General features: G+C 62.5%; 22 protein-coding genes. 12 read left to right on the top strand and 10 right to left on the bottom strand.

Going from position 1 to position 20,794, the window contains the following annotated elements; translation table 11 throughout:
* Positions 1 to 298, bottom strand: a 298-nt coding sequence (locus CO670_RS23245) for an aldehyde dehydrogenase family protein (RefSeq protein WP_141502360.1), incomplete at its 3' end; no start/stop codon positions are given.
* Positions 295 to 936: a transcriptional regulator BetI gene (betI, locus tag CO670_RS23250; protein WP_097592382.1), complete on the bottom strand. Its 642-nt coding sequence runs from the start codon at positions 934 to 936 to the stop codon at positions 295 to 297. The genes betI and CO670_RS23245, both read right to left, overlap by 4 nt.
* Positions 937 to 1,077: 141 nt before the next feature.
* Between betI and CO670_RS23255 the strand changes: the two genes are divergently transcribed.
* From CO670_RS23255 to CO670_RS23270, 4 genes are all read left to right on the top strand, one after another.
* Positions 1,078 to 1,626, top strand: coding sequence for an HdeD family acid-resistance protein (locus tag CO670_RS23255; protein WP_097592383.1), 549 nt, complete (start codon positions 1,078 to 1,080; stop codon positions 1,624 to 1,626).
* A gap of 222 nt (positions 1,627 to 1,848) precedes the next feature.
* Positions 1,849 to 2,091 carry a type II toxin-antitoxin system ParD family antitoxin gene (locus CO670_RS23260; protein ID WP_088688201.1) on the top strand — a complete coding sequence of 81 codons (243 nt, stop codon included), beginning with the start codon at positions 1,849 to 1,851 and terminating at the stop codon, positions 2,089 to 2,091.
* 112 nt (positions 2,092 to 2,203) lie between these two features.
* Positions 2,204 to 4,063: an EAL domain-containing protein gene (locus CO670_RS23265; protein WP_141502362.1), complete on the top strand. Its 1,860-nt coding sequence runs from the start codon at positions 2,204 to 2,206 to the stop codon at positions 4,061 to 4,063.
* 77 nt (positions 4,064 to 4,140) lie between these two features.
* Positions 4,141 to 5,139 (top strand): NAD(P)H-quinone oxidoreductase, encoded by a 999-nt coding sequence (locus CO670_RS23270; RefSeq protein ID WP_097592385.1) that lies wholly within the window; start codon positions 4,141 to 4,143, stop codon positions 5,137 to 5,139.
* A 58-nt stretch (positions 5,140 to 5,197) separates the two neighbouring features.
* Here the strand turns inward: CO670_RS23270 and CO670_RS23275 are convergent, their stop codons facing one another.
* Entirely contained in the window at positions 5,198 to 6,622 is a 1,425-nt protein-coding gene (locus tag CO670_RS23275) for an MFS transporter (protein WP_097592386.1), read from the bottom strand.
* Between the two features lie 101 nt (positions 6,623 to 6,723).
* Here CO670_RS23275 and CO670_RS23280 point away from each other — a divergent pair, with 101 nt between their 5' ends.
* Positions 6,724 to 7,347: a MarR family transcriptional regulator gene (locus tag CO670_RS23280; RefSeq protein WP_097592387.1), complete on the top strand. Its 624-nt coding sequence runs from the start codon at positions 6,724 to 6,726 to the stop codon at positions 7,345 to 7,347.
* A gap of 38 nt (positions 7,348 to 7,385) precedes the next feature.
* On the opposite strand, the gene CO670_RS23285 is transcribed toward CO670_RS23280, so the two are convergent.
* Positions 7,386 to 8,597 carry an MFS transporter gene (locus CO670_RS23285; protein WP_097592388.1) on the bottom strand — a complete coding sequence of 404 codons (1,212 nt, stop codon included), beginning with the start codon at positions 8,595 to 8,597 and terminating at the stop codon, positions 7,386 to 7,388.
* Positions 8,598 to 9,123: 526 nt separating this feature from the next.
* On the opposite strand from CO670_RS23285, the gene CO670_RS23295 reads away from it, so the two are divergent.
* Positions 9,124 to 10,131, top strand: coding sequence for an asparaginase (locus CO670_RS23295; protein ID WP_097592389.1), 1,008 nt, complete (start codon positions 9,124 to 9,126; stop codon positions 10,129 to 10,131).
* On the opposite strand, the gene CO670_RS23300 is transcribed toward CO670_RS23295, so the two are convergent.
* Positions 10,132 to 10,887 carry a DeoR/GlpR family DNA-binding transcription regulator gene (locus CO670_RS23300; RefSeq protein WP_097592390.1) on the bottom strand — a complete coding sequence of 252 codons (756 nt, stop codon included), beginning with the start codon at positions 10,885 to 10,887 and terminating at the stop codon, positions 10,132 to 10,134.
* 128 nt (positions 10,888 to 11,015) lie between these two features.
* Between CO670_RS23300 and CO670_RS23305 the strand changes: the two genes are divergently transcribed.
* Positions 11,016 to 11,372 (top strand): DUF4406 domain-containing protein, encoded by a 357-nt coding sequence (locus CO670_RS23305; RefSeq protein WP_097592445.1) that lies wholly within the window; start codon positions 11,016 to 11,018, stop codon positions 11,370 to 11,372.
* 191 nt (positions 11,373 to 11,563) lie between these two features.
* On the top strand, positions 11,564 to 12,184 hold the full coding sequence (locus CO670_RS23310) for a glutathione S-transferase family protein (RefSeq protein ID WP_097592391.1): 621 nt from the start codon (positions 11,564 to 11,566) through the stop codon (positions 12,182 to 12,184).
* Here CO670_RS23310 and CO670_RS23315 read toward each other — a convergent pair.
* Together CO670_RS23315 and CO670_RS23320 are read right to left on the bottom strand one after the other, a co-directional pair.
* Complete coding sequence (locus CO670_RS23315) at positions 12,175 to 12,534, bottom strand: MmcQ/YjbR family DNA-binding protein (protein WP_097592392.1); 360 nt, start codon at positions 12,532 to 12,534, stop codon at positions 12,175 to 12,177. The two genes, CO670_RS23310 and CO670_RS23315, sit on opposite strands and share 10 nt — an antisense overlap.
* Before the next feature lie 39 nt (positions 12,535 to 12,573).
* Positions 12,574 to 12,771, bottom strand: coding sequence for a hypothetical protein (locus CO670_RS23320; RefSeq protein ID WP_097592393.1), 198 nt, complete (start codon positions 12,769 to 12,771; stop codon positions 12,574 to 12,576).
* A 132-nt stretch (positions 12,772 to 12,903) separates the two neighbouring features.
* Here CO670_RS23320 and CO670_RS23325 point away from each other — a divergent pair, with 132 nt between their 5' ends.
* Positions 12,904 to 13,800: a LysR substrate-binding domain-containing protein gene (locus tag CO670_RS23325; protein ID WP_097592394.1), complete on the top strand. Its 897-nt coding sequence runs from the start codon at positions 12,904 to 12,906 to the stop codon at positions 13,798 to 13,800.
* A 1-nt stretch (position 13,801) separates the two neighbouring features.
* Here the strand turns inward: CO670_RS23325 and CO670_RS23330 are convergent, their stop codons facing one another.
* The gene (locus tag CO670_RS23330) at positions 13,802 to 14,467 is read right to left on the bottom strand and encodes a glutathione S-transferase family protein (RefSeq protein WP_097592395.1); all 666 of its coding nucleotides are present in this window, start codon (positions 14,465 to 14,467) and stop codon (positions 13,802 to 13,804) included.
* Between the two features lie 215 nt (positions 14,468 to 14,682).
* Between CO670_RS23330 and CO670_RS23335 the strand changes: the two genes are divergently transcribed.
* Positions 14,683 to 14,922: a hypothetical protein gene (locus CO670_RS23335; RefSeq protein ID WP_097592396.1), complete on the top strand. Its 240-nt coding sequence runs from the start codon at positions 14,683 to 14,685 to the stop codon at positions 14,920 to 14,922.
* 42 nt (positions 14,923 to 14,964) lie between these two features.
* Here the strand turns inward: CO670_RS23335 and CO670_RS23340 are convergent, their stop codons facing one another.
* The gene (locus tag CO670_RS23340; protein ID WP_097592446.1) at positions 14,965 to 16,335 is read right to left on the bottom strand and encodes a TIGR03808 family TAT-translocated repetitive protein; all 1,371 of its coding nucleotides are present in this window, start codon (positions 16,333 to 16,335) and stop codon (positions 14,965 to 14,967) included.
* A 248-nt stretch (positions 16,336 to 16,583) separates the two neighbouring features.
* On the opposite strand from CO670_RS23340, the gene CO670_RS23345 reads away from it, so the two are divergent.
* Positions 16,584 to 18,884: an EAL domain-containing protein gene (locus CO670_RS23345; protein ID WP_097592397.1), complete on the top strand. Its 2,301-nt coding sequence runs from the start codon at positions 16,584 to 16,586 to the stop codon at positions 18,882 to 18,884.
* Between the two features lie 3 nt (positions 18,885 to 18,887).
* On the opposite strand, the gene CO670_RS23350 is transcribed toward CO670_RS23345, so the two are convergent.
* Positions 18,888 to 19,859 carry a glycerophosphodiester phosphodiesterase family protein gene (locus CO670_RS23350; RefSeq protein ID WP_097592398.1) on the bottom strand — a complete coding sequence of 324 codons (972 nt, stop codon included), beginning with the start codon at positions 19,857 to 19,859 and terminating at the stop codon, positions 18,888 to 18,890.
* 120 nt (positions 19,860 to 19,979) lie between these two features.
* Between CO670_RS23350 and CO670_RS23355 the strand changes: the two genes are divergently transcribed.
* Positions 19,980 to 20,786, top strand: coding sequence for an alpha/beta hydrolase (locus CO670_RS23355; RefSeq protein WP_097592399.1), 807 nt, complete (start codon positions 19,980 to 19,982; stop codon positions 20,784 to 20,786).
* Positions 20,787 to 20,794 lie beyond the last annotated feature (8 nt).

The following is a 20,794-nucleotide window of genomic DNA, read 5'->3' on the forward strand; positions in this document are numbered from 1 at the left end:
CCTGGATCGGCTTGCCGGTGTCGAGCGTTTCCAGTTCCGACAATTCGCGGTTTCTCTCGCGCATGATCTCGGCGGCGCGTTTGAGGATACGGCCGCGCGCCATCGGGCTCATCGCCGCCCATTCCGGCTGGGCGCGTTTGGCCGCCGCGATCGCCTTCTCGACGATCGCAGGCGTTGCCGCGTGCAGCCGGGCGATCACCTCGCCGGTGGCGGGATAGAGGCTCTCGATGACGGTGCCGTCGGTATCCTCGACATATTCGCCGTCGATGAAGTGCGAGGCTGTCGGCTGGGCTTTCATGTCATTTGTCCTTGGATGGTGCGAAGTGGTTTTCCCTTCTCCTTCAGGGGAGAAGGGGACGTGGAGGCCAGAAGCGCATTCAGATAATCCTCCGTCAGCGCGATCGAGGCTTCGATGCCGATCGGCGCTGATTTCAAACTCTGCCTGATATAGAGCCCGTCGATCATCGCCGCTGCGCCCTCGGCGATGCGTTCTGCGGCGTCGGCCGGCAGCAGCGCCTTGAGATCGGCAAGCAGGTTGGAGCGCAGTCGGCGGGCATAGATCACCAGGAAACGGCGTGTCTCCTCCGAACGCTGCGCTTCGGCATAAAAGGCAAGCCAGGCGGCAATCGTCTCCGGCGCGAACTGGTCGGCATGGAAGCTGACGCGAACGATGGCCGAAAGCCGCTCACGCGGCGTCCGCGCCTGCTTGAGCGCCACGACCGCATCGCGACGCAACTGCCGCAGAAGCGAGCGGATCGTCTCGATCAGCAATTGCTCCTTGCTGCCGAAATAATGATGCGCAAGGGCTGGCGACACGCCGGCCTGGCGGGCGATATCGGACATGGTGACGGCAAGCGAGCCGTGATCGCCGATCACCCGCAGCGCCGCATCGACAAGCGCCTTGCGGCGCACCGGCTCCATTCCGACTTTGGGCAAGGCCACATCTCCCTGATAACGGCGCCATGTTAATTTTGATTGACTGATCAATCAATAAAAATCTTTCGCGTTTGGCAGCTATTCGGATCTTTTCCCGAAGCTTTGCTGCAACATATTCAAAATCACCCGGGGAGGTGCGTTATGACAGATGTCTTTGACGGAATGCCGACATCCCAGTTGCGGTCGAAATGGATCTGGTTCGTCGGCCTTGGGGTGCTGCTGTTCATCTGCGGCTTGATCGCGCTCGGCAATCTGATGCTCGCCACCGTCGTCTCGGTCTATTACGTCGGCATGCTCATGCTGTTCGGCGGTGTGATCTATCTCGTCCACGCCTTCCAGGTGCGCGGCTGGGATCATGTGCTCTTCTGGGCGCTGAGCGGCCTGCTCTATGTGCTCGCCGGCATCTGCGCCTTCATCAATCCGATCCTGACATCGGCGGCATTGACGCTGTTTCTCGCCATCGCCCTTCTCATCGCCGGCGTTTTCCGCACGTGGGTCGGCAGGCGGATGAAGCCGGCCAAGGGCTGGGGCTGGATCGTCGCAAGCGGTGTCATCACGGCGCTCGCCGGCTTTGTCATCGCGCTCGGCTGGCCAGTGAACAGCCTGTGGATCCTTGGCCTTTTCCTGGCCGCAGATCTCATCCTCCAGGGCTGGACGATGATCGCCTTCGGCTTCGGCATCCGCAGTTGAAACAGTGGAGAACGATGTCCCGGCGCCGCCTTCCAGCCGTTTCTTTTTTGACAAGGGCATGGCAGGGGATTAGACTTTAAGGGTTAAGGCTATTCGATACGCGAAACGCCAGCGCGTGCGAGTGCAACAAGGCATCGGCGAGATATCGTCGAAAATGCCGAAAATGGTCATGCGTCCCCCATGAGGCAGGATTCTGCCTGATTGAAAATAGGGAGGAAGTCCATGCCGATGGTCACCGTTTCCATCTCTCCGCAACAAGCAGCGGGCATTCGTGCCGCCGTCGATAATGGCGGTTATGCTTCAAGCAGCGAGGTCGTCCGCGAGGCGCTCCGCCTCTGGGATACCGCTCGCAAGATGGGCGAATTTCGCGGCGATGTTCTCGATGACGAGGACGTCCCTTCCAGCGGCAGATGCGTCGCCGACATGTTTGCCGATCACGAAGCGGAACGCCGCCGCTCCGCCTAAGCAAGCTTTTGATTGCATTGTAAAATCTGATAATCGTGGAACGCGTGGGCGCGCCTCGCGCGTTTCATAAAACTTTCATATTGGCGAAAGAGTTCATTGATCCTTCTGCGGCATGTTCCAGGCGAAAAAGAACAAGTCACAGTGGAGATCGGCCCACATGAAGACTGGAATGTCCCTGGCCACCGTCGAGCCGGGTGTTTTGCGCCGCTATGCCAGCGATCAGATCGTAACGCTTGCCAAGCTTGTCATCGAGAACGCCTTCCAGCCGATCGTCGAGGCCGGCACCGGCACGGTTTTCGGTTACGAATCCCTCATGCGCGGGCAGGAGCGCATCGGCTTCGACACGCCGATGGAAATTCTCGACGAAGCCCACCAGGCCAGCCAGCTGCTGCAGCTCGAACAGATGGTGGCGAGCCGCGCGCTTGCGAAATTCGCAACGCTGTCGAACTTCTCCACCTCCACACTTTTCCTCAATCTCGATGTCCGGCTTATCCCGCATGGCGAACGCCTGGTCGAGAACCTGCTGCAGCATTTGAGGACGGCCAATATTCCGCCATCCTCCGTGTGCTTCGAATTCTCCGAACGTTTCGACAATACCAGCGTGCCGGAGTTTTCCGCCCTCGTTTCCAAACTGCGCAAGGCCGGCTTCAAGCTGGCAATCGACGACTTCGGCGTCGGCCACGGCGAGATTAAGCTGCTCTGCGATCATCCCGTCGATTACCTGAAGATCGACCGTCACTTCGTTGCCGATATCGATCGCAGCCCGCGCAAGCGCCACCTGCTGAAAAGCATCGTCAACATTGCCCATGTGCTCGGCACGCGCGTCATTGCCGAGGGCATCGAAACCGAGGCTGAATTCATTGCCTGTCGCGAATATGGCGTCGATCTTGTCCAGGGCTGGTTCATCTCCCGCCCGACGACGCATGTTTCCGAACTGGCGCCGTGCTTTCCGCATCTGCAGGAGCTCGACAAGAGCAAGCGCAACAACCAGTCGCTCGACGAGATCCTCATCCGCAAGCAGATCGAGCTTCTGCCGGCGGTTTACGAGAACGACAGCATCGACAGCGTCTTCGAACTGTTCCGCCGCAATCCGCGCCAGGCCTTCTTTCCCGTTCTCAACGCCAATAGCGAGCCGCGGGGCATCATCCACGAGCACCACCTCAAGGAATATATTTATCAGCCCTTCGGCCGCGATCTCCTGAAGAACAAGATGTATGAGCGCAGCATCTCGCATTTCGTCGAGATGGCGCCGATCGTCGGTCTCGACAGCGACGCCGAGCAGCTGATGGCGATCTTCGCCAATATGGAAGGCAGCAACTGCCTGATCCTGACCGACAATATGCGCTATGCCGGCGTCGTCTCCGCCGCCTCGCTGATCAAGGTCATCAACGAGAAGCAGCTGAAGACGGCGCAGGACCAGAACCCGCTGACCGGCCTGCCCGGCAACCGCGCCATCCGCGATTTCATGCGCCAGTCCGGCCGCGACGGCGATGAGGTCCGCCATTTCTGCTATTGCGACTTCGACAATTTCAAGCCGTTCAACGATGCCTACGGCTTCCATCTCGGCGACCATGCGATCTCGCTGTTTGCCGCGCTGATGCGCCGCTATTTCTTCGCCGAGCGTCATTTCCTCGGCCATGTCGGCGGCGATGACTTCTTCATCGGCGTCGTCGGCTGGACCAAGGAGGAACTGACGGAAATCCTCGACCGGCTGATCAGTGATTTCCACGACGACGTGCTCGATCTCTATTCCGACGAGCACCGCGCCGCCGGCCGTATCCTCGGTCACGATCGCGCCGGCGTGGAAGCCCTGTTCCCGCTGATGCGCTGCTCGATCGGCGTCATCGAGCTGCCGGAAGGTCTCGTCATCGACGATATCAACCGCGTCAGCGCCGAGATCGCCGTCATCAAGTCGGCCGCCAAGGAGAGCGAGGAAGGCCTCGTCTTCCATCTCCTGGGCGAGGCGAATTGACGCCTTTGCCACTTCCTGCCTTCCCAAGCCCAGGGGGCTGATTTATCTCCCTGTTTCGGATCAGGGAGGATCGCGCCATGCCATTGCCTCAGGAAATGCGTTTCGTCGATCTCAACTCCTTCGGCGGGCCGGAGGTTATGACGATCGGCAGGCGCCCGCTGCCGGTGCCCGAAGAGGGGCAGGTTCTCGTGCGCGCCGAGGCGATCGGCGTCAACCGTCCCGATCTTGCCCAGCGCCAGGGCAGCTATCCGCCGCCCAAGGACGCAAGTCCGATCCTCGGGCTGGAGCTTGCAGGCGAAATCGTCGCCGTAGGGCCTGGCGTCAGCGGCCATGCGGTCGGCGACAAGGTCTGCGGCCTTGCCAATGGCGGCGCCTATGCCGAATATTGCCTGCTGCCGGCAGGCCAGATCCTGCCGTTTCCGAAGGGCTATGACGCCGTGAAGGCAGCGGCCCTTCCTGAAACCTTCTTCACCGTCTGGGCCAATCTCTTCCAGATGGCCGGGCTGACGGAAGGCGAGACGGTGCTGATCCATGGCGGTTCCAGCGGCATCGGCACGACGGCGATCCAGCTCGCCCGCGCCTTCGGCGCCGAGGTCTACGCGACGGCAGGATCGAAGGAAAAATGCGACGCCTGCGAAAAGCTCGGCGCCAGACGCGCGATCAATTACCGGAGCGAGGATTTCGCCGAGGTGATCAAGGCCGAGACCGGCCAGGGCGTCGACATCATCCTCGACATGATCGGCGCTGCCTATTTCGAGCGCAATATCGCCTCGCTGGCCAAAGATGGCTGCCTGTCGATCATCGCCTTCCTCGGCGGCGCCGTCGCCGAAAAGGTCAATCTCTCGCCGATCATGGTCAAGCGCCTGACGGTCACCGGCTCCACCATGCGCCCGCGCACCGCGGAGGAAAAACGCGCCATCCGCGACGATCTGCTCGCCGAAGTCTGGCCGCTGCTGGAGGCCGGCGCCGTCGCTCCCGTCATCCACAAGGTCTTTGCCTTCGAGGAGGTCGTCGCGGCGCACCGCCTGATGGAAGAGGGCAGCCATGTCGGCAAGATCATGCTGCGTCTGGGTTAGCGCATGATGCCGGAAAGTGTGAGAGGTTTTCGGATAAAGCGCGTCGCATGATCAAGTTTCATGCGACGCGCTTTAGCGTCAGCGAGACGCCGACCGCCAGCACGCCGGGCAGCGCCATCAGCAGATAAAGCCAGTGCGCCGCCGACAGCGCGCCCGATATGCCGCCCGGCTCGACGAGGCCGGCGTTGTTGGCGATGACGCCGGCAAATGCCGTACCAAAGGCGCCGCCGAGTGAACTCATGGTCGGAATTGCCGCCGACGCCTTGTCCTGTTCGTTGCTGGCAACGAGTTTCAGCACCATGGCGACGAGATGAGCCCAGCCGAGGCCGATACCGAAGCCCATCATGAACATGGCGGTCGCCGCCGGCACGAGAAGCAGCATATGCGCCTGCGGATTGTCCCTGGCGAGGAACACCGTGAGCGAAGCGGTCGCGGCCGCCTCGATAAGCGCGCCGCCGACGATGGCCAGATAGGCCCGTCTGCCGGTCAGCGAACTGCTGAGAAAGGCGGCAAACGTCCAGCCGACGGCGACCAGCGCAACGAGATAGCCCGACACCAGCGGCGTCACCCCATGCAGGGTCTGCAGGAAATAAGGAATGAAGACGTCGCTGACGAGCACGATGGTCATGGCGAGCATGGCCAGGTAGACTCGGGAAATCGGCTTGGAAAAGGTCACTGCGCCGAATGGCAGCAGGCGGTTCCGGCTTCGCCGCTCGATGAGAAACATGGCCGATACCGCGATGACCGAGGCGGCGATCAGCGCGACTTTCACGGCTGTCGTCTCGCTGGCGCCAGCCGCACTGATCAACAGAACGGCGGCAAGCAGCAGCCCGATCTGCGCCACCGGCGTCTTCACCTGATCACGGTCGTCCTTGACGTCAGGCAATAGCCGCGGCGCCAGCACCGCCATCAGCAAGCCGAGCGGCACCAGCACGATGAAGGCGTAGCGCCAGCTGCTGCCCGATGAAAAGAAGCCGCCGAGCGTTGGCCCGATGACGGTCGAAATACCCCAGATCGCCGCATAGAGCGTCGAGGCCTTCGGCCACAGCGGCTCGGGATAGACGAAGCGGATGAAGGCATAGCCGAGCGCCGCCAGCGCACCCGTGCCGAGGCCCTGCACGGCGCGGCCGATCAGCACCACCGGCATCGAAGGTGCGACCGCCGCAATCAGGCTGCCCACGCCGAAGACCAGAGCGGCGATCACATAGACGGCGCGAAGCCCGATCCCGCGCGGCCGCATGGCGACGAAGATGGAGCCGAGTATGGCTGCGGCCACGAAAAGGCTCGTGACCCAGGAAAACAGGGCCAGGCCGCCGATATCGCGGACGATCGAGGGCGCGATGGTGGCTGTGATGTAACTCTCGACCGCATAAAGCGTGACACCGCCGGCAAGCATCATCGTTGCAGCCAAGTGTTCGGGCAGGAAGAGCCGGAAGAGCGAACTGGCGTTCGGAATGGCGATGGTCTGATCGATATCGGACATGCGATGGTCCTCGATGTTTTTGCTGGCGAGCGATTATTTTCCAAGTTATAAATTGGAAATTACACGACGATGCGATTAAAACAAGATATGACTTGGAAAATATGCGCCAATCCCCAGCCAACCGGATTCTGATCCTGATAAAGACCGAAGGCCCGCAGCTTGCGGCCGCGATCGGCGATGCGCTCGGCATTTCGGGTGAGGCTGCTCGCCAACAGCTGGCGAAGATGGCGGAGGAGGGGCTGGTCGAACCGGTCACCATTGCCGGCACCGGCAGAGGCCGGCCGCGCCAGCTCTGGCACCTGACTGCCGCCGGCAATCGCCAGTTTCCGGACGGTCATGCCGAGCTGACGGCAAACCTGCTCGGCACGCTGGTCGAACAGCTCGGGCCCGCCGCGCTCGATGCCGTCATCTCCGCCCGCGAGGCCGAGACGCTGAAGCGTTATCGGGAGGAGCTGGAAAAATCCGGCGATCTCGCGGCCCGTGTCGAAGGCCTCGCAGCCATCCGCACCCGCGAGGGCTACATGGCCGACAGCTGGAAGCAGCAGGACGGTTCGTTCATGCTGGTCGAGAACCACTGCCCGATCTGCGCGGCAGCGGCTGCCTGCGCCGGCTTCTGCCGTTCCGAACTCGAAACCTTCCGCGCCGCCCTCGGCGCCGACGTCGAGCGCAGCGAACACATCCTCGCCGGCGCGCGCCGCTGCGCCTACCGCATCACGCCGCATTGAGGCCTGTCGCTCCCTCAACCTCGTTATTCACCCGCGCGTCAAGCCGGCTGTCGCGCCTGGCGTCTGCTGCTTTCGAGATAGAGCAAGGCTCCGATCGCCGCGATACCCGCGGCTGCGCCGACGAAGGCCGTGCCGGAATAATCGGTGAGCGATGTGCCGAAGGCGAAGAGCCCGGCGGCGATGCCGGTGCCGATGAAACTGTTGAGCGAGATCAGCGAGCTTCCGAGCCCCGGCCGGTCCGCGATCAGGTCCTGCAGATAGGTGATCGGCACGCTGAGGATCGCCGCCGCCCCGCAGGCGTTGAGAAGCAGCAGCGCATAGACATGCCAGCGCGCCGAGGCAAAGCCGAGCAGCATCAGATAGCTGCAATAGATCAGCGCGCCGAAGGCAAGCACATGCGCGGTGCGAAAGCGCCGCTGCGCCATGCCCCACATCACCATGAACGGCATTTCGAGAAAGGCCGTCAGTCCGGCCATGAAGCCCACATCGACCACGGTGCCGCCGGCCGCATGAGTGATGACCAGCGGCGAGAGCATGCCGTTCAGCCGCTGCAGTCCGAAGAGCAGCGATATGACGACGACGCGCGCCAGCACATAAGGCATGAAGATCCGCTTCAGCGAAGCGAAGAAGCCGGTTTGATCGGGGGCGGGACCGGCGGTGCCATTTCCGGGCGCGAAGAAGAAATAGAGGCAGAAGCAGATGAGGCTTGCGACGGCCGCGATCCCATAGGCCGGCGTCATCGATGGTGAATTGACGAGATAGAGGCCGATCAGCCCCGGCGCCAGCGCCCAGGAGCCGGAAAACAGCGCCCGCACCGTTGCCGTGATTGCCGCCGCCCGGCCGCGGTCCATCTGGTTGGTCCTGGCGCGCAGGCTGGCGAATAGCAGCGAATAGGTGGAATTGCTCATCGGCACCAGCAGAAGCGTCGAGAAGATGAAGACGGCGGGGCTGTGGATGATCGCAATCGAGCCGAAGCCGAGGATGCCGGCGACCGAAAGCGTCAGCACCAGCTGCCGCCGCTCCTTCAGCCTGTCCGACCAGATGCCGAGCGTCAGGCTCGTGGTGACGTTGACGATCGCCGAGAAGAACACGAGGCCCGAATAGGTGCCGTTGCTCAAGCCCAGTTCGTTGATGCCGATGATCGACTGATAGGGAACGGTCGAGGCATAGGTGAAGGCGAGCGCGACGAGTGTCACGGTGGGAATGCGGATCCTGTTGTCGCCGAGGATCAAGGCAAAACTGGATGACATGGGGCGGTTCCTGATGAACCACCTTTAACCGGATCGGACATATCAGAGAAACGATAGTTTTCGATCGTTTCGGTCAATTCCAGTGATGATTGTGCGCTTCAGATTTGCGCTGTCAGATTGGCAAGCCAGAAATCGATCTGTCCAAGGGGAAGAACGTTTCCGAGGAAACCGGTGAGAGCTGAGGCAATTGATATCAACACCAATCCCAGAAGCGCTCCCAGGATGATCCCAACGCTTGCCTTTTGGGGCTTGCGCGCCAGCCAGCACGCCAGGATGAGAGAGACGACCGTGAAAAAGACCCACAATATGGATTCTGAAATGGGTAGGCCTGATTGCAAGATAATTCCCTGGAATGTGAACGCTGCTGCAGGATAGCGTCTCGATGCGTCCGATCTCAAGGCCTTTCGCCCGAGGCGGATAAAGCCGGGCGCGATCCGAGCATGCGCCGTTCTTCATCAGCCGAGTTGGCTTTCGCGCCCCGACGCGGTATGCCTGCCGCATCCCGCCAGCATCCGGATGAGAACCCATGACCAATCCCGTCACCGTCGAAGTCACCCGCGGCCTGCTCGTCGAAAGCCGCCATCGCGGCTCGGTTGCCGTCGTCGATGGTGATGGCAAGCTGGTCTTCTCGGCCGGAGATGTCGAAGCCGTCGTCTTCCCGCGTTCCGCCTGCAAAGCGATGCAGGCGCTGCCGCTGATCGAAAGCGGTGCGGCCGACGCTTACGGCTTCGGCGATAAGGAGCTGGCGCTCGCCTGCGCCTCGCACAATGGCGAGGACGAGCATGTGGCGCTCGCCGCCTCCATGCTGGCGCGCGCCGGCCGCGATGCCGAAGCGCTGGAATGCGGCGCCCATTGGTCGATGAGCCAGAAGGTTCTGATCCATCAGGCCCGTACGCTCGATGCGCCGACCGCGCTGCACAACAATTGCTCGGGAAAACATGCCGGCTTCATCTGCACCTGCTGCCATCAGGATGTCGATCCGAAGGGTTACGTCGGCTACGGGCACCCGCTGCAGGTCGAAATCCGCGCGGTGATGGAAAGCCTGACCGGCGCCGTGCTCGGCGCCGAGAGCTGCGGCACCGACGGCTGCTCCATTCCGACCTATGCCGTACCGCTCCGGAGCCTTGCCCACGGCTTTGCCAAAATGGCGACCGGGACCGGCCTGGAGCCCTTGCGCGCCAAGGCATCCCGCCGCCTGATCGAAGCCTGCATGGCCGAACCCTTCTATGTCGCCGGGACCGGGCGCGCCTGCACGGTGATGATGCAGATCGCCCCCAACCGCATCTTCGTCAAGACCGGCGCCGAGGGCGTCTTCTGCGCTGCCATCCCGGAAAAGGGCATCGCCATCGCGCTGAAATGCGAGGATGGCGCGACGCGCGCCGCCGAAGCCATGGTCGCTGCCACACTCGCCCGCTTCTTCGAAACGGAAGAGAAGGTACATGCCGCCCTGACGGCCTTCGCTGCGACGTCCATGCGCAACTGGAACGGCATCCATGTCGGCGATATCAGGGCCACGTCGGCTTTGACCGAATGACTATGCCACGGCGATCGTGCCGTTGAGATCGCGATAGGGTTTCAGCCGCTCGGCCGCCATCTCCGCCGGCACGATCAGCCCCGCCACCTCGGAAATTGCGAGCACCGGGCAGGGCGAGACCAGATCGAACTTTTCCTCGGTCAGCAAGACATGGGTCTCCGCCGAACAGCGGGCGATATGCCGCTTGATCGCCGCTTCCTCGAAATCGCCGGTGGAAAGCCCGTGCACCGGATGCACCGCCGTGACGCCGAGGAAAAACAGATCGGGACGCAGCTGCGAGATCGCCGCCACTGCCGCTGCCCCGACCGCCACCATCGAATGTTTGTAGATCCGTCCGCCGGTAAGGATCACCTCGGCCGTCGGGTGGTGCTCCAGCTCGGCGGCGATCGTCGGGCTGTGGGTTGCAACCGTCAGCGGCATGTCGCGCGGCAATTGCCGGGCGATCTCGGCCGTGGTCGTGCCGCCGTCGAGGAAGATCATCTGACCGGGCTTGATCATCGCCGCCGCCTTCGCGCCGAGCCGTGCCTTGATCTCTGACGAGACGCTGCGCCGCGCGGTGAAATCGGGCAAGTCGGGCGAAAGCGGCATTGCCCCGCCATGCACGCGCTTCAACAGCCCCTCCGCCGCCATTTCCCTGAGGTCGCGCCGGATCGTGTCTTCCGAAAGTGCAAATTCCTCGGCCACGCGCTTGGCGATCACCTGGCCGTCGCGGCGCAGGATATCGAGGATGAGGCTCTTGCGCTGTGTCGTCAGCATTGTCTCTCCGCACGAAATTGAACGAGATGGCATGATGTTGCACGAATAGACTCGACATTCAAGAAATATCGTGCATTTTCGTGACATCCCGTGCATGAGGCCGGGAATGCTCAGCGATGGAGTGGATCATGCTGATTTTGATTGCCGGCCCGTATCGGTCCGGAACGGGCGACGACCCTGAAAAGATGGCCGCCAACTTGAAGCGGCTGGAGGAACCCTCGCACAAGCTGTTTGCCGCAGGCCACGTGCCGATGATCGGCGAATGGGTGGCGCTGCCGATCTGGCATGCCGCCGGCGGCAGGTCGGTCGGCGATGCGCTTTACGAGGAAATCTTCCACCCGGTCGCCGGCCGGCTGCTGCAGCTCTGCGAGGGCGTACTGCGCCTGCCGGGCGATTCCAAGGGTGCGGATAACGACGTGCGCACCGCCAGGGAACGCGGCATCCCGGTTTGGCACCGGCTGGAAGATGTGCCGGGCTGCGGGTGAGGGGGCGTCCTCTGCTTTGCCTCGCTTGCGCTCAGCGCATTCAAGGCTGTGCTGCTCACGCTCTCAACCGACCCTTCGGTCGGTTGAGAGGAGCCGCGCTGCAAGCCAATCATTGTCTGCAAACCCGATCTTCCTCAGTTCCGGCTCGCCCACCCCTGCGCTATAAAACCTGCCGAAAGGGAGTCGAAACCATGCTGACTTTGTTTTACGCGCCGGGAACCTGCGCGCTCGCAAGCCTCATTGCCCTGGAAGAATCCGGCCTGGCCTTCGAAGTGAAGAAGGTCAATATCCGCGAGGGCGAGCAGCGTTCGGCGGACTATCTGAAGATCAATCCGAAGGGCCGTGTGCCGGCGCTGGTCACCGATCGCGGCGTGCTGACGGAAACGCCGGCGATCCTGGCTTACATCGCCCAGCGCGCGCCCGTCGCGAAGCTGGCTCCGCTCGACGACGCCTTCGAATTTGCCAGGCTGCTGTCCTTCAACAGCTATATCTGCTCGACCGTGCATGTGAACCATGCCCATCGCCCGCGCGGCTCCCGCTGGTCCGACGATCCCGCGGCAATCGAGGCGATGAAGGCGAAGGTGCCGCAAAACATGGCCGACTGTTTCACCCTGATCGAGCAGACCATGTTCGAGGGGCCGTGGGTGATGGGCGAGACCTATACGGTCGCCGATCCCTATCTCTTCACCATGACGGGCTGGCTGCCGTCGGACGGCGTCGATCCCGCCCGCTTCGAAAAGGCGAGCGACCACCACGCCCGCATGCTGCAGCGCCCCGCCGTCCAGCGGGCGCTGGCCTACGATCAGGCCTGATTTCCGAAACGTGACGCAAGTTTCTTCGGCGCCCGGAAAAGCCAGGCGCCGATCAGCCGGAACCGCAGTTCCTCGTCGCCGATCATCGTGACCCGCAGGGGCAGATACGGCCAGCCGACATAATGATCGGTCTGGAAATAGATCTCGGGCGCCATTTCGAGCAGATGTTCCTTGTCGTCGATCGCGATCGAAATCACGATCGTCTCAGTGTTCTTCACGGCGACGAAACTCTTGCCGCCGACCTTCAGCGCCGGATTGCCATAGGAGGTGCTTTCTTCGACGCCGGGTAGGCCGGCTTCCACCGTCAGCCGCTTCAGCCGTTCGAAGATCGCATCGACATGGCCCGTCATTGTTTCGCCCTTCTTCTCGGGGCGAAGCCTAGCATATTCTCACGCGCATTTCGCCAAGGGCGGATTGGCCTCGGCAGGAAGGCCGGCCTGAATGCCGAGCGGCAGATCGGCGATTTCGCGCATCGACATGCGCTCGACCTCCGGATGCTGCAGCGGATCGCTCTTCCATGGGGGATCTGCACTGTCGGTATTGGCGAGGTTAAGGGCAGGCTTCAAGAAAAACTTCAGCAATGACATGGCATGCCTCGCTTTCTTCAATGGAAATATGATCGTCGGTGGCTGGCGCCATCGAGCTTGCATGTGACAATATCGGCCCCGGCGGCTCAGTTTTCAATTGAGATTGCCGTGGCGCCGCTATAGAAAAACTATATGAAGAACTTGAACTCCGTCCATCTCAACGGCCTTCGGGCGCTGGAAGCCGTCGGGCGTCTCGGCTCGCTGCAGGCGGCGGCCGAAGAGCTCGGCGTTTCGGTCGGCGCCGTCAGTCAGCAGGTCATCAAGGCGGAGGCGCAGCTCGGCCAGGTGATCTTCGAGCGCACCGCCAGGGGAATGATCGTGACCGAAGCGGCCCGGCCCGTGCTCTTCGCGCTCGATGAGGGCTTTGCCCGTCTTTCGGCCGCCGTCTCGATCGCCCAGCGTAAGGACGATACGATCCTGACAATCTCCGTGGCGCCGGTTTTTGCCGCCCGCTGGCTCGTCTGCCGGCTGGATCGCTTTGCCGAACGTCATCCCGATATCAAGCTGCGATTGGATGCGACGCACAATCTCGTCAATCCTGCTCTCTGCGATGTCGATATCGGCATTCGCGTCGGCGTCGGCAAATGGCCGGATGTGCGGGCGGAGCTGCTGCTGGAACAGGAGGTCTTTCCCGTCTGCTCTCCTGAGATGGCGGCGAGATTGAAGGAGCCTGCCGATATTCTGGAACTGCCCGCCGTCATCGACGGCCGCGCGATGTTCAACTGGGAAGTCTGGATGCGCGAGGCGGGTCTGTCAGGCGCCACGCTTGCGACCCGCCATGTCTTCAACGATGCCTCGCTCTGCCTCGATGCCGCCATCGCCGGGCAGGGCGTCATGCTTGCCTGGCAGACCCTTGCCGCATTTTCGCTTGCCGAGGGCCGGCTGGTCGCTCCCTTCGGTATTCGCGCGCGAACCGGCTTCGGCCATTACTTCGTCACGGCGGAAGGCGTGCGCGAGCCGAAGAAGGTGAAGGATTTCAAGGCGTGGATCCGTGAGGAAATGGCCGGCACCGTCGCTTTGTTTAAATAATTCAGACTTCCATCGGCTCCTTGCCGCGGGTCGCCTGCATCGCCTTATAGGCCGGACGGGACTGGCAGCGTTCGATCCAGGCCTTGACGTTCGGATGGGCGTCGAAAAGGGCCCCTTCGCTCTGGGCGTAGCGCAGCACCTCGGCGATGTTGAGATCGGCAACGGTGAAGCGGTCGCCGACGATCCACTGCTTGCCGGCAAGGTGGCTTTCAAGCGCCGCAAGCGGTCTGCGCAGGGAGCGGCAGGCCGCCGCGATCGTCTGCTTGCCGCCCTCGCTGTTTTCGAGCCCGTTATCATAAGTGAGCACGATCCTCACCGTCTCGGGTTCGACCTGCGATGCCGCCCAGATCGTCCACATCGTCAGCAATCCGTCTTCTTCGACGGTTTTGCCGGAAAGCGGTCCGCCATGTTTGCGGGCGAGGTAGAGATTGATCGCCAGCGACTCGTGCATCACCACGTCGCCATCCTTGATGCTAGGGATCTGGCCCATCGGGTTGACTGCGAGAAAATCCGGCGCTTGGGTGTTGAGAGGCGCCTCGTCAGACAGCGGGCTTACCAGCCGTCTTGCCTGCAGCACCGGCACCGACCGGAACTGGAGCCCGAGCTCCTCCGCCATCCAGTAGACGCGTGATGCGCGCGATCGATAGACTCCGTAAATTGTCAGCACGACAAGATCCCCCGATGTTTCGGAGAAACCGTAAACGCCAGCTCGCCCTCGGAAAAGTCCTCGCCGCTGATAGGACGATGAAAGCTTTTGATGCTGTGGCGGTGTCCGGGGAACAATGGCGACGCCGGCAGGTTCGACCAGGAGACCGGAGCCGTCGAGGCTCCAAGGCCACCAGCCGTGTGCGAAGCACAGATACCAGGGAAAGGAAGAATGTCATGGCGGGGAAGAAGACGCATGAACAGCAGCTTCGCGTCATCGAAAAACGCGAGAAAACCGCAAATGCCGATGGGTCCTTCGACGCTTCGGCCGACCTGCACCGCAACGAACAGGCGAGGAAAGCGCACCGAAAAGGAAGCGACCTGAAGGCCGGCCCGGACACCGGAAACGAGGATCGCAACATGGTGCGCGGCGTCAATCAGGAAAGCGAGCATAGGAAGGGAAGCGGTCGCCCCTGATCGCCGGCGGCGCAATCCCCAAGGCGTTTCCGGCGCTGCTTGTCAGGAGATGCGGTTTCTCTCGATGGTGAGCTGCGCATAGGGCGAGCCGCCGCCTGCCATTTCGCCGGAAACTTTCTTCTCCCATTGAAAGCCGAGAACCGCGCCCTTTGGGGTGTCCTGGAACACATTGTCGGTGATGACGGCGGTTCCCGCGCCGTCGGCGACCGAGACGGCGCAGCCGACCGGCGCCTTGCGCACGACATTGCCGTTGACGATGACGTTGCGGAGATAGGGACCCCAGCCGATCTGCAGACCCCAGCGCGGTGCGCCTTCGATCACATTGCCGGAAACCAGCGTGTCGGCCTCCGCCGCAATGCCGATGCCGAAACCGACCTCGTGCTGGTAAGGGCCCTTCAGCGTCAGGTTGCGCACGATATTGCCGGTGACGCTCGCGAGCCGCCCGCCTTCGTCGAAATTGGCGATCGAAATGCCGTTCGCGGCTCCATCGATCAGATTGGCGGAAACGACCGCGCCCTCGAAGGCGAATTCGACATAGATCGCCGTCTCGCCGGAGCGTCGGCACTGGTTGCTGCTGATCTGGATGTCCGAGGCCGAATTGGCGCGGATCGCCGTGAAAGCGCAGTCGGATATGTGGTTGTTCACCACCATCACGCCATCGGCGCGGAAGATATTGATGCCGTTGCCGTTCTGGCCGGTGCCGCCATCATTGGCGCGGATGTTGGAAATCCGGTTTCCTGAAACGACCGTGCCGTCCTCCGCCTTCTTCCAGCGATGCACGAGGATGCCGCCATTGCCGCAATCCGAGACCTTATTCGCAACGATCGAAAGACTGGCGGAATCGACCGCGTAAAGCCCGGATTGGGCAGCGCCGGAAATGCGGCTGCGCTCGATCCGCCCGCCGCAGCGCTCCAGTTGCAGGCCGTGCTTGCGGCTGCCGCCGATCTCGCAATTGTCGATCAGCACCTCGTCGACGCCGGTAAATTGAACGAGCCCGCCGGCATAGTCGCCAAGCCAGCGGTTGCCGCCGTCGATGACGAGATTGGAAAGCTCGATGCGCCGCACGTTTTCGGCCGCAAAGAGGTGGCCCTCGCCGGTATAGACGATCCGCGATGCGCCGGGCACGCCTGATATGCGCGTATTGTCGGGCAGGGTGAGATTGGAGATCCGGTAGGTACCGGGCGGCAGGAAAACAGGCACGTTCTCGCGCGCCGCCTGTTCGATCATCTGCTGCAGGTTGCGGGTCTTGCGATCGCCGCTTTCGGGAATGACGCGGTATTCGACCGCGTCGGTCGCGCCGCGCAGATCCGGCTCGGCGGCCGCCGTCAGCGGCGAGGCGAGGGCGCGCGGCGCCGTCCATCCGGCAACAGCCGAGGCGGCGAGAAGCAGAAGCATGTCACGGCGTGAAGGCATCCCGATATCTCTTGTCATGGCGCGCCCGAAGCAGGAAATATGCCAACCCGGCATGTATCTTTTTGGCACAAGCGGCCGATATTGCAGTTGCTGCCGCAGACAAAGGCAGGAAATCGCCGCGGATATTGGCGTCTCATTCACCCTTTCATTTAAGCAAGCCGAAGGAAATGCCGAATACTCTGAAACGAAGAGTTTCGCTGATGGATATTGCGGGGATACGGCCTTCGGCCGCCGGGGAGAATGGGGTCATGCCTGAAGTGAGTGCCAGGCGATGGGAATCAGCCGATGCCCTGACCACTGAAACGCGCCGTATCGTCGCCGCGACGGAGGCAATGATGGCATCGACCGCCCACCATCTCTCCGAAGGCATCGAGAACCTGCGCCTGAAGGCGATCGTCCACGAACTTCCCGACTTTCTCTACGTCAAGGACCGCGATAGCCGCTTCGTCTTCGCCAACGCCGTCACGGCGAGCTGCCTTGGCCTGGAAAGTGCTGAAAAGCTGACCGGCAAGCGCGATTTCGACCTGTTCGACTTTGAGACGGCCCGCCGCCACTTCGATATCGAACAGCAGATCATGGCGACCGGGCAAGCCCGTATCGACATGGAAGAGACGGTCGTGCTGCCCGGCGGCGGCAAGCCGATCGTCCGGCTGACCTCGAAGATACCGCTGCGCAACGATCGCGGCGAGATCATCGGCCTGATCGGCGTTTCCCGCGATATCACCGAACGCAAGTTGCAGGAGGATCTCTATCGCGGCCAGGCGAACCTGCTCGAGATGATCGCCCGCAACGAGCCCTTGCCGATGATCCTCGAAGCGCTGGTGCTGATGATCGAGGCGCAGCTGACCGGTATCGACGGCTCTGTCCTGCTGCTCGACAGCGAGGGCACCCGGCTCTATCACGGCGCGGCTCCCAACCTGCCCGGCGGCTACAGCCGTCTGATCGATGGCGTATCGATCGGCCCGAAAGTCGGCTCCTGCGGCACCGCCGCCTGGCGCGGCCAGACCGTGATCGTCGAGGACGTGATGAGCGACCCGCTCTGGGAGGACTTCCGGGCCCTGGTTGCCCCGTTCGGTTTTCGCTCCTGCTGGTCGACGCCGATTGCCACCTCGCAGAACAATGTGCTCGGCACTTTCGCGCTTTATTCCAGGGAAGTGCGCAGACCGACCGAGCGCGAGATGAAGCTGGTGGCGCTCGCCACCCACATCGCCGGCATCGCCATCGAGCGCAAGCGTGTCGATGACCGCATCCATTTCATGGCTCATCATGACGATCTGACGGGCCTGCCGAACCGTGCCTTCCTGAAGGAACGGCTGGCCAATATCCTCGACCAGGCCCGGCGCAACAATCGCAAGGTCACCGTCGCCTATATCGACCTCGACAATTTCAAGGACATTAACGACGGCCGTGGCCATGCCGCCGGCGACGAGGTGCTGAAGGAAATCGCCGTCCGCATGGTCAACAGCGTGCGGGCTTCGGATATGGTGGTGCGTCTCGGCGGAGACGAATTCCTCGTGGTTCTCGTCCACCAGTCGAGCCATGATGCCGGCATCATGCGCCGCCTGCGCGAATTGCAGAAGGCGATCAACCGGCCGGTCCGCGGCGAGGACGGCGAGTTCGCCGTCACCTCGAGCATCGGCGTCGCCTCCTTCCCTTTCGATGGCGCGACGTCGGAAGAGCTTCTCGCCAATGCCGACCGCGCCATGTACCGCGCCAAGGAACTCGGCCGCAGCACGCTGCAATATCACGATGGCGTCGGCAGCGCGCCCGTCGGAATGCCGCTCAGCGAGCGGGAGGAATTGCATCAGGCGATCGTCGGCAATCAGCTTTTCCTGGAGTACCAGCCGCAGGTCGACGTCGCGACCGGCCGCATCACCGGCCTCGAGGCGCTGGTGCGCTGGAACCATCCGGCAAAGGGCAGGGTGCCGCCGGTCAATTTCATTCCGCTCGCCGAAGAGACGGGCCTCATCGTTCACCTCGGCCTCTGGGTATTGAACGACGCATGCCGCCAGGCCCGCCGCTGGCAGGACATGGGCCTGACGCCGTTGACGATCGCCGTCAACGTCTCCGCCAAACAGTTCGCCGATCCGGATTTCGCAAAACATGTCGCCGAAGCGCTCGAACGCCACGCCCTGAATTCCCATTGGCTGGAGTTGGAAGTGACCGAGAGCGTGGTGATGCAGGATGCCGAACGCGCGCTCGCCATGATGGAATCGCTGCGTGCGCTCGGCGTGCGGCTGTCGATCGACGATTTCGGTTCCGGCTATTCCAGCCTCGCGGCGCTGAAGACTTTCCCCTTCGATCGTCTGAAGATGGACCGTTCGCTGGTCGAAGCCCTGCCGGGCGACAAGACCGCCGTCGCCATCGTCTCGGCCGTCATTTCGCTGGCGCGGACGCTGAAGCTGTCGGTTCTCGCCGAAGGCGTGGAAACCGACGCCCAGCTGGATTTCCTGCGCCAGGCCGGTTGCGACGAGGCGCAGGGTTACCGCTTCTCGAAGCCGGTCTCTCCCGACGGGATCGCCGCATTGCTGCAGGCAGGCGGCCTCTGAGCTTCATTTCACGAGCTTGCCGATCGCCTCGATCTCGTTCGTCCATATGCCCGCCGCATAGTTCTGCGGCAGACGGCCCAGCTGCGCGGGATCGTCGATGCCGGTGGAGAAATCGCCGCCGCGATAGGGGCCGAGCACGAAGACGTCGGTCCCGGCATCCTTCATCCGATTGAGGAAACGGTCCGGCCAGCCCCAGAGCCACGGCGCGATATTGACCGGCACCAGCATCATCCCATGTTTGCAGGCATCCGGCAGTAGACCGGTCCAGCCATAGGCGATATAGCCGGTGAGGCAGCCCTTCAGGCTCTTGCGCGATGCGGTCCTGATATCGGGCGCGAGCCGGCGCAGGACGTCGATCGGCTCGTCCCCGCCATAGACGATGATCTCTGCCCGGCGCTCGGCGGAAAGCCCGTTGAGCACGGCGGCGAGCTTTTCGCCTTCGGAAGGGTCGCGGCTCTTGACGTTGATGAGGAAGCGCCGGTCCGGAAAGGTCGAAAGCACCTGCGTCAGCGTCGGCATCATGCCGATGCCCCGGCCGCGGAAAGGAAAGCTCTTGCCGCCATCGGCGGTGTAGCCATAGCCGATGTCGAGCTTCCTCATCTCCGCCATCGAATGCTCGCGCGTCACACCGTGCCCATCGGTGCGGCAGTCGAGTGTCCAGTCGTGAAAGACGGCGAACTCACCGTCCGTCGTCGGATGTACGTCGATCTCGACGATATCGGCGCCGGCTGCAAAACCTGCCTGCATCGACGCAATGGTGTTTTCCAGATAGCCGTGTTTGGGCGGCAGCATGCGGCTCGCCGTGCAGGTATCATTCTTCAGATCGGTCTCGTCGAAGCGCTGGGCGATACCGCGATGGGCAAGCAGCACCGGCTTTCCCGGCCGATGCTCGGCAAGCAGGCTGGTATTGTTGAGATAGATGCCAACAGCGGCGAGCGCGATCGCCGCTGCGCCATATAAAAGCTTCCTGCCCATCCTGCTCCCCCTGATTGCATCGAACGAGGCAACAGCTAGAAAGCGATTCTGGTTGTTCTTGGGCTGTTTTCCGGCTTTTCTATGCAGGTGTTTAATCCCCGGAAAAGGAGTGGCATCGCCATGGAAGCACAGGACGACGATCTCATCCGTTTCGAAGAACAGGGCGCCGCGCCCTTGCCGCCAGCCTCCGTCGAGGGCCATGTCGAGCGCGCCGGCGCCCGCATCTGGTTTGCGAGCTATGGGAGCGGCCCTGCCGTCATTCTGCTGCATGGCGGCCTCGGCCATAGCGGCAACTGGGGCTATCAGGTCCCGGCGCTGCTCGCTAGCGGCCGCCGTGTCGTGCTGATCGACAGCCGCGGCCACGGCCGCAGCACCCGCGATTCCCGTCCCTATACCTATGAACTGATGGCCGCCGACGTGCTCGCGGTCATGGACGAACTGCGCCTGGAAAAGGCGGCCGTCGTCGGCTGGAGCGACGGCGCCTGTATCGCTCTCGTTCTCGCGATGACGGTACCCTCCCGCATCGAGGGCGTCTTCTTCTTCGCCTGCAACATGGATCCGAGCGGAACTCTGGAATTCGTACCGACGCCGGTCATCGACCGCTGTTTCGGCAGGCACGGCAAGGATTATGCGGCATTGTCGGCGACGCCGGACGATTTTAATGGCTTCGTCGAAGCGGTTAGCCTGATGATGAGGACCGAACCGAACTATGATGCCGCCGATCTCGGCCAGATCCGCGTGCCGGTGGCGATCGTGCTCGGTGAGCATGACGAGTTCATCAAGCCCGACCATGCCGAATATCTCGCCCGCAGTATTCCGGACGCTCAGATGATCTATCTCAATGGCGTCAGCCATTTTGCGCCACTGCAGCGGCCGGCCGAGTTCAACGCCGCAGTGTTGTCCTTCCTCGACGGGCTCCCGTCTTGAATCGCTCC

It is taken from the genome of Rhizobium sp. J15 (assembly GCF_002531825.1).
Classification (GTDB): domain Bacteria; phylum Pseudomonadota; class Alphaproteobacteria; order Rhizobiales; family Rhizobiaceae; genus Rhizobium.

What these genes read in the sequence shown, in the direction of transcription:
- CO670_RS23255 (WP_097592383.1), top strand. Translation starts at nt 1,078, where the DNA reads ATGACAGATGTCTTTGACGGAATGCCGACATCCCAGTTGCGGTCGAAA.
- CO670_RS23260 (WP_088688201.1), top strand. Translation starts at nt 1,849, where the DNA reads ATGCCGATGGTCACCGTTTCCATCTCTCCGCAACAAGCAGCGGGCATT.
- CO670_RS23265 (WP_141502362.1), top strand. Translation starts at nt 2,204, where the DNA reads ATGTTCCAGGCGAAAAAGAACAAGTCACAGTGGAGATCGGCCCACATG.
- CO670_RS23270 (WP_097592385.1), top strand. Translation starts at nt 4,141, where the DNA reads ATGCCATTGCCTCAGGAAATGCGTTTCGTCGATCTCAACTCCTTCGGC.
- CO670_RS23275 (WP_097592386.1), bottom strand. Translation starts at nt 6,622, where the DNA reads ATGTCCGATATCGATCAGACCATCGCCATTCCGAACGCCAGTTCGCTC.
- CO670_RS23280 (WP_097592387.1), top strand. Translation starts at nt 6,724, where the DNA reads ATGCGCCAATCCCCAGCCAACCGGATTCTGATCCTGATAAAGACCGAA.
- CO670_RS23285 (WP_097592388.1), bottom strand. Translation starts at nt 8,597, where the DNA reads ATGTCATCCAGTTTTGCCTTGATCCTCGGCGACAACAGGATCCGCATT.
- CO670_RS23295 (WP_097592389.1), top strand. Translation starts at nt 9,124, where the DNA reads ATGACCAATCCCGTCACCGTCGAAGTCACCCGCGGCCTGCTCGTCGAA.
- CO670_RS23300 (WP_097592390.1), bottom strand. Translation starts at nt 10,887, where the DNA reads ATGCTGACGACACAGCGCAAGAGCCTCATCCTCGATATCCTGCGCCGC.
- CO670_RS23305 (WP_097592445.1), top strand. Translation starts at nt 11,016, where the DNA reads ATGCTGATTTTGATTGCCGGCCCGTATCGGTCCGGAACGGGCGACGAC.
- CO670_RS23310 (WP_097592391.1), top strand. Translation starts at nt 11,564, where the DNA reads ATGCTGACTTTGTTTTACGCGCCGGGAACCTGCGCGCTCGCAAGCCTC.
- CO670_RS23315 (WP_097592392.1), bottom strand. Translation starts at nt 12,534, where the DNA reads ATGACGGGCCATGTCGATGCGATCTTCGAACGGCTGAAGCGGCTGACG.
- CO670_RS23320 (WP_097592393.1), bottom strand. Translation starts at nt 12,771, where the DNA reads ATGTCATTGCTGAAGTTTTTCTTGAAGCCTGCCCTTAACCTCGCCAAT.
- CO670_RS23325 (WP_097592394.1), top strand. Translation starts at nt 12,904, where the DNA reads ATGAAGAACTTGAACTCCGTCCATCTCAACGGCCTTCGGGCGCTGGAA.
- CO670_RS23335 (WP_097592396.1), top strand. Translation starts at nt 14,683, where the DNA reads ATGGCGGGGAAGAAGACGCATGAACAGCAGCTTCGCGTCATCGAAAAA.
- CO670_RS23340 (WP_097592446.1), bottom strand. Translation starts at nt 16,335, where the DNA reads ATGCCTTCACGCCGTGACATGCTTCTGCTTCTCGCCGCCTCGGCTGTT.
- CO670_RS23345 (WP_097592397.1), top strand. Translation starts at nt 16,584, where the DNA reads ATGCCTGAAGTGAGTGCCAGGCGATGGGAATCAGCCGATGCCCTGACC.
- CO670_RS23350 (WP_097592398.1), bottom strand. Translation starts at nt 19,859, where the DNA reads ATGGGCAGGAAGCTTTTATATGGCGCAGCGGCGATCGCGCTCGCCGCT.
- CO670_RS23355 (WP_097592399.1), top strand. Translation starts at nt 19,980, where the DNA reads ATGGAAGCACAGGACGACGATCTCATCCGTTTCGAAGAACAGGGCGCC.